This is a genomic window from Leptolyngbya sp. AN10 (assembly GCF_050565645.1).
Lineage (GTDB): Bacteria > Cyanobacteriota > Cyanobacteriia > Leptolyngbyales > Leptolyngbyaceae > Leptolyngbya.
On record NZ_JBNXVP010000065.1, the window covers coordinates 21,824 to 28,624 of the forward strand.

At 46.9% G+C, this 6,801-nt stretch carries 6 protein-coding genes; all 6 read right to left on the bottom strand.

The genetic code is table 11. The features are described from left to right. Window positions 1-324: 324 nt before the first annotated feature. The 6 genes from ACQ4M5_RS39230 to ACQ4M5_RS39255 all read right to left on the bottom strand — a co-directional run bounded on the left by ACQ4M5_RS39230 (window position 325) and on the right by ACQ4M5_RS39255 (window position 6,579). Entirely contained in the window at window positions 325-1,380 is a 1,056-nt protein-coding gene (locus ACQ4M5_RS39230) for a spore photoproduct lyase family protein (RefSeq protein ID WP_430681219.1), read from the bottom strand. A 74-nt stretch (window positions 1,381-1,454) separates the two neighbouring features. Beyond that, window positions 1,455-1,706: a hypothetical protein gene (locus tag ACQ4M5_RS39235; RefSeq protein WP_430681220.1), complete on the bottom strand. Its 252-nt coding sequence runs from the start codon at window positions 1,704-1,706 to the stop codon at window positions 1,455-1,457. 113 nt (window positions 1,707-1,819) lie between these two features. Then, a complete protein-coding gene (locus tag ACQ4M5_RS39240) occupies window positions 1,820-3,139 on the bottom strand; it encodes a PrsW family glutamic-type intramembrane protease (protein WP_430681221.1) in 1,320 nt (439 codons plus the stop codon). A 1-nt stretch (window position 3,140) separates the two neighbouring features. After that, window positions 3,141-4,166 carry a VWA domain-containing protein gene (locus ACQ4M5_RS39245; RefSeq protein ID WP_430681222.1) on the bottom strand — a complete coding sequence of 342 codons (1,026 nt, stop codon included), beginning with the start codon at window positions 4,164-4,166 and terminating at the stop codon, window positions 3,141-3,143. A gap of 27 nt (window positions 4,167-4,193) precedes the next feature. Continuing rightward, window positions 4,194-5,429 carry a protein kinase domain-containing protein gene (locus tag ACQ4M5_RS39250; RefSeq protein ID WP_430681223.1) on the bottom strand — a complete coding sequence of 412 codons (1,236 nt, stop codon included), beginning with the start codon at window positions 5,427-5,429 and terminating at the stop codon, window positions 4,194-4,196. A gap of 4 nt (window positions 5,430-5,433) precedes the next feature. Then, window positions 5,434-6,579, bottom strand: coding sequence for an RDD family protein (locus tag ACQ4M5_RS39255; protein ID WP_430681224.1), 1,146 nt, complete (start codon window positions 6,577-6,579; stop codon window positions 5,434-5,436). Window positions 6,580-6,801: the final 222 nt, after the last annotated feature.

Genomic DNA, 6,801 nt, shown 5'->3' on the forward strand with positions numbered 1-6,801 from the left:
TATGAGAGTTCGTCGCTGCGATTGAGTCCGCCCGGAAATAAATCTCCGGGCTAATGGGAGAAAGGGGACTGAAGCCCCCGCAGAACCAAGTCAATCTATTCATGCACAGATCCTTCGCCCCCTAAATCCCCCAATTCTGGGGGACTTTGATTCTTGTTCCCCCAAACTTGGGGGTTAGGGGGCAACGCGAATCTGTAGCACTCAAAAATCAATTTGATATCAGAACCAATTTCAGCCCTCTTCAGAGGGGTTTCCTCAATTAGCCCGGAGATTCATTTCCGGGCGAGATAGCGGGTAAACGAACCCGCTAAAATCCACAAACCCTTATGTCCAATACAAAACCTTACCCTGTGGGAATCGCTTCGCTAACTCACGCTCGAAGAACTGACGCAACTCGCGCATGGTCTTGGCATCATAAACGTACTTCATGCCACCAAACTTATTGCGCTTCACCACACGAGAAGCCTCATCCATATCAAGCTTGCTATTCGGATACCAATTCATCAACACTTCCTTCGAGCCAGGTGTGAATCGGTGCGAGATCAACTCGAAAGTCAGATCACAATCAAAATCGAGCAACTCAGACATCCGATCGAGCAACTGAGTATAATGCTCCTGCCAATTGTCGATCGGCATAATCGGAGCAATCACAATCCCCAATGGATAGCCACCCTCTAAACCGAGTCGGCGCAACGCTTGAAGCCGCTCCTCGACTGAAGACGTGCCACCCTCTAACCGCTGACTCACAGGATTCGCATTCACGCTCACCCGACAGCGAGTATGTCCATTGTGCGGCAAATCCAACAAGCCCTCGACATTGCTAAACTTCGACACCCAGCGCAAGTAACCATCCTCGCGTGTGCCAAAGTAGCGAATAGACTCAGCCAAACTACCCGTCAAATGCTCGATGCCGAGAGGATCGGTATAGCAACTCACCTCGTAGCTCGTCTCAGCACCGGGACGCTCGTACCGCCCTAGATTGTCTAAAATCTGCGGCAGATTCGCATACACCCGAATCACAGGAGGACCACCCAAACTACCCGCAAGATAACAATACTGGCAATGTCCCGGACAACCCTCTGCAATGTGAAACTGCCAATCCGCAGAAGGAGGAATCGGACTCAGCTTGAACTGGCTCTGAGGAGCAGTCACCACCGCTAAAGTACGCTTAGAAATGCTATACGTCTCGCGCTCATCCTCACCCCGTAATCCGGTGAGTCGATTGCGCGGCAACTCTTCGATCGGTAAATTCAAACCCTGAACGCGCTCTTTGATCTGCTGTCCCCACGGCTCATCCAATGCAGCGGGCGTAAACAAAACGCGATCGGGCATCCATAACTTAGAAGCGCGGACTTCACGAACTGGAGCAGTCACTACCATGCGTCTCAATCCTTGTCTTACTCCTCTATTATGACAAGGATTGAAAGGGCTGAATGCTCGATCAGGTGCGGCTTCTACGCCATCTTAGTGAGGCGGTTCCACACTTGTTTTAGGGCGCGATTGACGGCAATTTTTTCAGCGATCGAACTCTCTGGTTTATCAAACAAGGGTGCAATTTGTTTTGCTTCGGTCAAATCAAAGCCAAAACAAATCAATTGTTGCGCGTAGGATTGTTCTTGAATCGGATTGCGTCCTTCCGCCAACAATTCCAGATACTCGATATCGGTCATTTCGAGATCAACCACGATCGATTGAGAGGTCTGCACGGTCGTTTCTTCCTGAACGTTTCAGGACAGCATATCAGGTTCTGAAGAAATTTGATGAAAAATCATCTGCCTAAAGATGGAGATTCAATCAAACGACGTGCATGAATAGAGACTTATGACTTAGCACTTGGTGAAATCTGGCGAGCTTTCAAAATCGCTCCAATCAACAAACAATAAGCAATAATTCCAGCGAGTCCTAATGCCCAAGTTCCCAGTGCTGAACTTGCATTCCAAAAGGCATGAACACCCGACGCAATCAAATAACCAGTTGCGAGGAACTTCCATCGCCCTCTAGGTTTTAATTCGCTCAGTCCAATGTAGTAACCAAAATAACCGCTGTAAGCCATGTGACCAAACACAGATCCAACAATTCGGGGAATTAGAAGCTGTAATCCGATTAGCTGTGCTGAACCTGGATCAGTTTGCATCGCGACCGATTGGACTAAGTTCGGAATGTACTGTCCGAGTGTTTCAAGCAGAGTGAATCCTAGTCCTGAAGCGGCTCCTAGAATGATGCCGTCCAAAGGTTCCGTCACGCCCAAACGTTGGCGTAGTCCAGGTGAAACTGTGCGACCATACCAAGTTAAAACAAAAATTGGAATTGCCTTTAAAAGTTCTTCAGCAAGACCCGCACCAAAAAAGAATGAAATAAATAGTGGAATAAAGCCAATATCATCGCTTTCAGGAATTCGACCAGGGAGAATGACTCGGAAGAAAAACGCGATCGCACTCCAAACCGGGGTTAAGAGCAAAATCGGAGTCATGATCAGCGCGATCGCAATCACCCATCCCGGCTTTCGTTTTCCACAGAGCTTATAGATTAAATAGAATCCAGCAATGCCTAAATAACCTGCTAACAGTAAGTTAAAAAAACCAGGGCGACCTAAGCTTGAGAACATTAAAACAACCCAGAGCACCGTGATCACTCCCGGCAAGAGATAGCCCTGTTGTCTCAATTCTCGGCTTGTACCTGCAAGGGGAAGATAGTGACTGAACGTGATTGAACTGACAGGCGATCGGAGGGGTTCAACTCTGGGCGAAGCTTCGACGGGAACTGGAGTATCAAGAACAGGCGGTTGAAAGGTATTAACTCCAGGAACTTGCTGAAGTTGGGCAACTTGAATTGTTGTATCTCCAAGGACAATCATTGTTCCCGATCGAATCATTTGAGTTCCCTGACTCAAGAGCCGACCATCCACTGCGATCGGGTTAATATCACGCAGATTTTGAACCGAGAACTCTTGAGTCGTCGGATGCCAGCGAATCTCAGCATGAAGCCTAGACACACTCGGATCATCGAAGACGAGATCACATTGTTCCGCGTCGCGTCCCAGTCGAAGTGCGTACATTGTTTTGTAAATCGGCTGAGTCAGATCGAAAGAGCGCGATCGCGGATTGCCTGCTTCTTGCCAAGAGAGTGTAAGTTGGCTCATGTTATCGGGTTGCGGTTGAAATAGTTTTGCCCAGTGCCATCAAGGTGCGCTTAAAGTCTTCTGCACGAGTTCTAAAATCATCTCCTTTGCCAATTTCAAAGGCAAGTCCTCGTCTGCCTTCTAACAATCGGAGATAAACTTGGCTGCGCTGATCACTCGTTTTCATCACGATATAAAACTGATCGACAGTGATTTCTCGCATTTTTTGCACGACTTGATCAATGTTCTGCACTGTTGCATCAGGAATGTGAGGAGGTGCATCTGTGACAAGAACAATGACTTTATTTGCAGTCGGATCGAAGGGTTGATCGAGTGCGAGTAAGACGGCATCTAAGCTGCTTTCTGGTTCATCCCCGCCGCCTGATGCTCGGAGTTTCGCCACTTGTTCGCGAAATACTGTGGGATTGCTCGTAAACGGTTCACCATCAAACATTAAGACTCGTTGTTCTTCGCCGATTAAGCGATCGCGAAATTCAATCAGTCCAACTCTGGCACGAACCGATTGCGACTGGATCGTATCTGCAAACGAAGTAATTGCATCGCGAACGGCATCAATTTCACCTTGCATACTTCCAGTACAATCGAGCACGAATAGAATGTCCGCTTTGCGCTGATTTTGAATGACTTTTTGGTAAAGTGCTTGAAACTGCTGCGGATCAACATAGTTCGGAGATTGGGCATCGGGAATCGTGGCGTTTGAAGGAGCCTCGATCGTATCGGGAGCTTGAGATTTCGGAATTCGCGATTGTGGAATCAAAGTAGGAGCGGGAGCTTGTCTAGGCACTTGACCTTGATTTGGTACTTGCTGACCTTGATTCGGTATATCAATGATTGTCGAATTCGATTGCGGCACATCAATGATCGTCGAATTTGATTGATCAAGCTGTTGAGCCAATCTCGACTGGGGCATCACCGTTTGAGGGATTTGATTTTGCTGCACCGGATTGGACTGGATTGATTTTCCGCAGTCGAGGCAGAAATTTGCTGCATCTGGATTGGTTGCACCGCAATCAACACAAGTTTTCATAACAAACCTAAAACAGTAGTGGGACAATTAAACAGGTGAATTGAAGCGAAGAAAAATATCCCCAACTTTAATTCGATCGTTGTTCTGCACTTCCAGCGGGGGAGCGTTCGGATTGAGTAACATACCGCGAAGCAGGGTTCCGTTTTTACTGTGAAAATCATTGACAAAGTAGCGTCCATGCTGGCGAGTAAACATTAGATGCTTGCTGCTGATACTCAGATCATTCCCTGCAATGTCGGCTCGACCCAGTACGATCGACTCTCCCGGTTCTAGTGCCACTAGCGTTCGAGCATCGCGATTTGTTCCAGATTCTACCGTGAGCAAAGGATAGTTAAAGGAGATACCAACGCTTTCTTTAACTTCCGGAATGGGCGGTATTGTTTTTCGGCTCGGTTCATGGGTGAGCGCTGTGATCACTTCTTCAACCGATGCAAATCGATCGTCTGCATTGGTCTTCACCATTCGAGCTAACACCGCGATCGCATTGTGGTAAAAGTCACAGCGAAAATCGCTCAAGTCGATGCACTCTGTCGGCTGTGGGTTTTGTCCCAAGAATTTGACGAAGTTATCAAATCGATTGGCGAGCCAGCCTTGTTTTGCCCAAAATGTGTAGCCCATCGCTAACTCATACAAAATATGTCCAAGTGCATAGATATCCACTCGCGCATCTGCAATCTTAGATCCATAGATCAGAAGTTCAGGAGACATATACGGAGGTGTCCCCATCACTTCACCTGTAAGCGTTAGTCCTTTGCCCTTGAACTTTGAGAGTCCAAAATCGATCAGCTTCACGTAGTGATCTTTGCCGACAAGAATGTTTTCTGGCTTGAGATCCCGGTGAATGATGTTACTCCGATGAGCATCAGCAACTCCGATCAAGATTTGATCGAAAATTTGGCGCTTTTGCTCAGGTTGTAGGGTTTCTTCAGCCAGAACTTTATCGAGCGATCGCGCTTCAAACAGTTCAAACAAAATCAGAAACGTACTCGAATCCCATTCCTTCAGTCCAACAACCGGAACAACATGCTTGGATGGAATTGAAACTTCTGCCTCTAGTCGAACTCGTTCAACCAGCACAGTATTCGGTTTGATCGCCTGAATGATCTTGAGAACATACAGCTTTCCGGTTGCCGGGTTGCGAACTTTCCAAACCGTTCCAAAGCCACCCACACCGAGCAAATCGAGCAGTTCGACTTCATCGATCGTGGGAATCTGGAGCGGAACAATACCACCTCGATAGTTTTGCAAAACACGATCGTGCATAAGCTTAGTTATTAACAGGGGCGATCGACACACGCGAAAGATTGTTGTTGTTATCGCAGTTCACAGCATTAAATTGACCGGATGGAGCACGTTGCATAAAGATGTTGTCCGGGCTGTAACTTGCATCTAGTTTGTTCGTTTCCTCGTTGACCGGATTTGATCCAAGTAGCCAAATTCCGCTTGAAGAAACTTTGAGTCTCATTTGTTGCAAGACCGTTCTGGTTTTGCCCGCATCTTTATCAAAGAATTGAGTTCGCATTACTCCGGTTGCTCCCTTCATTCTCAGCGTCGATTCATGAGCTTCGATGCCCACTGCAAAGTTCACTCTCCAATCTCCATCGATGTAAGAATTCGGACTGGGTGACGAAAGTTGCTCTGTAACTCCACAACGAGTAATCGTTAAAGCTTCTGGAGTGGTATTTGTATTTGAATTGGCAGGACGCTTAGAGCCAGTTGTACCTTGGTTCGGAGTATTGCGGACAGGTGTTTGCTGATTCGCTTGAGAAGAGTCGTTATTACTGTTTGTAATCGAAATTGGAATACCTGGAATGACATTGAATAACAATCTTGCAACAACCGCGATCGCAATCATTTGAAAGATGATCTTCTGTGAAACATGTCGATCGGGACTATCATCTTCAATCACATACGTATGAGCAATTCGATCGTGCAGTGCTTGTCGCTCAGGAATAAATGCGGGCATCAAATAACCGACGGTTCCAAGCAAAAAGGAAACCAACCACAAGGCTAACGTGATCAGCAGTAGCGGTGACTCTTTATTGTCGGAAACCAGCACGACTGCCCCGATCGCGGTTCCAAGAAAAAAAAGCACCACCCAAAGTGATTTCCCCAGATATCTGAGCGTAGCTTGTTTGAGCGAAACCCGTCCTCCCATTGCATTACAGACACTAATTCCAAGTGCCATTTTGCCGAAGGTTCCTCGTGCTTTCGAGCTTTCCATCAGGCAGAAATAGCTCCACTGGACGACTGCTGCAAGCAGCGCATAAGAGAATAGTTTGGTCGTCGTTTCAAGTTCCGTTTTAGAAATGCCGAAAAAGATCACAAAGCTAACAACGGTTTGAATTAAGCCATCAATAAAGAGAGCAAGAAACCGTTTTGGAATTCCAACATACTGAAGCTGACTGATCATCTTAAGTTTTCCTTATGACGAAACAATTGGTGATGCTGTCGTGTAGTGCCTGACGAGTTTCTGTAAAACTTGCCATCAGAAATCCCAGCCCAAAGGTAATAGACCTCCTGCACGAATCCTGATCACAGATTTGAACTCCTGAAAAGAGGACTAGATGCCACTCAGGAGACTGATCAAATGTACGATCGCATTCAACACCTGCCACCAAAATCGTTCAAACGC

Excerpts from the sequence above, each read along its gene's own strand:
- ACQ4M5_RS39230 (WP_430681219.1), bottom strand. The coding sequence starts at position 1,380 with ATGGTAGTGACTGCTCCAGTTCGTGAAGTCCGCGCTTCTAAGTTATGG.
- ACQ4M5_RS39240 (WP_430681221.1), bottom strand. The coding sequence starts at position 3,139 with ATGAGCCAACTTACACTCTCTTGGCAAGAAGCAGGCAATCCGCGATCG.
- ACQ4M5_RS39245 (WP_430681222.1), bottom strand. The coding sequence starts at position 4,166 with ATGAAAACTTGTGTTGATTGCGGTGCAACCAATCCAGATGCAGCAAAT.
- ACQ4M5_RS39250 (WP_430681223.1), bottom strand. The coding sequence starts at position 5,429 with ATGCACGATCGTGTTTTGCAAAACTATCGAGGTGGTATTGTTCCGCTC.
- ACQ4M5_RS39255 (WP_430681224.1), bottom strand. The coding sequence starts at position 6,579 with ATGATCAGTCAGCTTCAGTATGTTGGAATTCCAAAACGGTTTCTTGCT.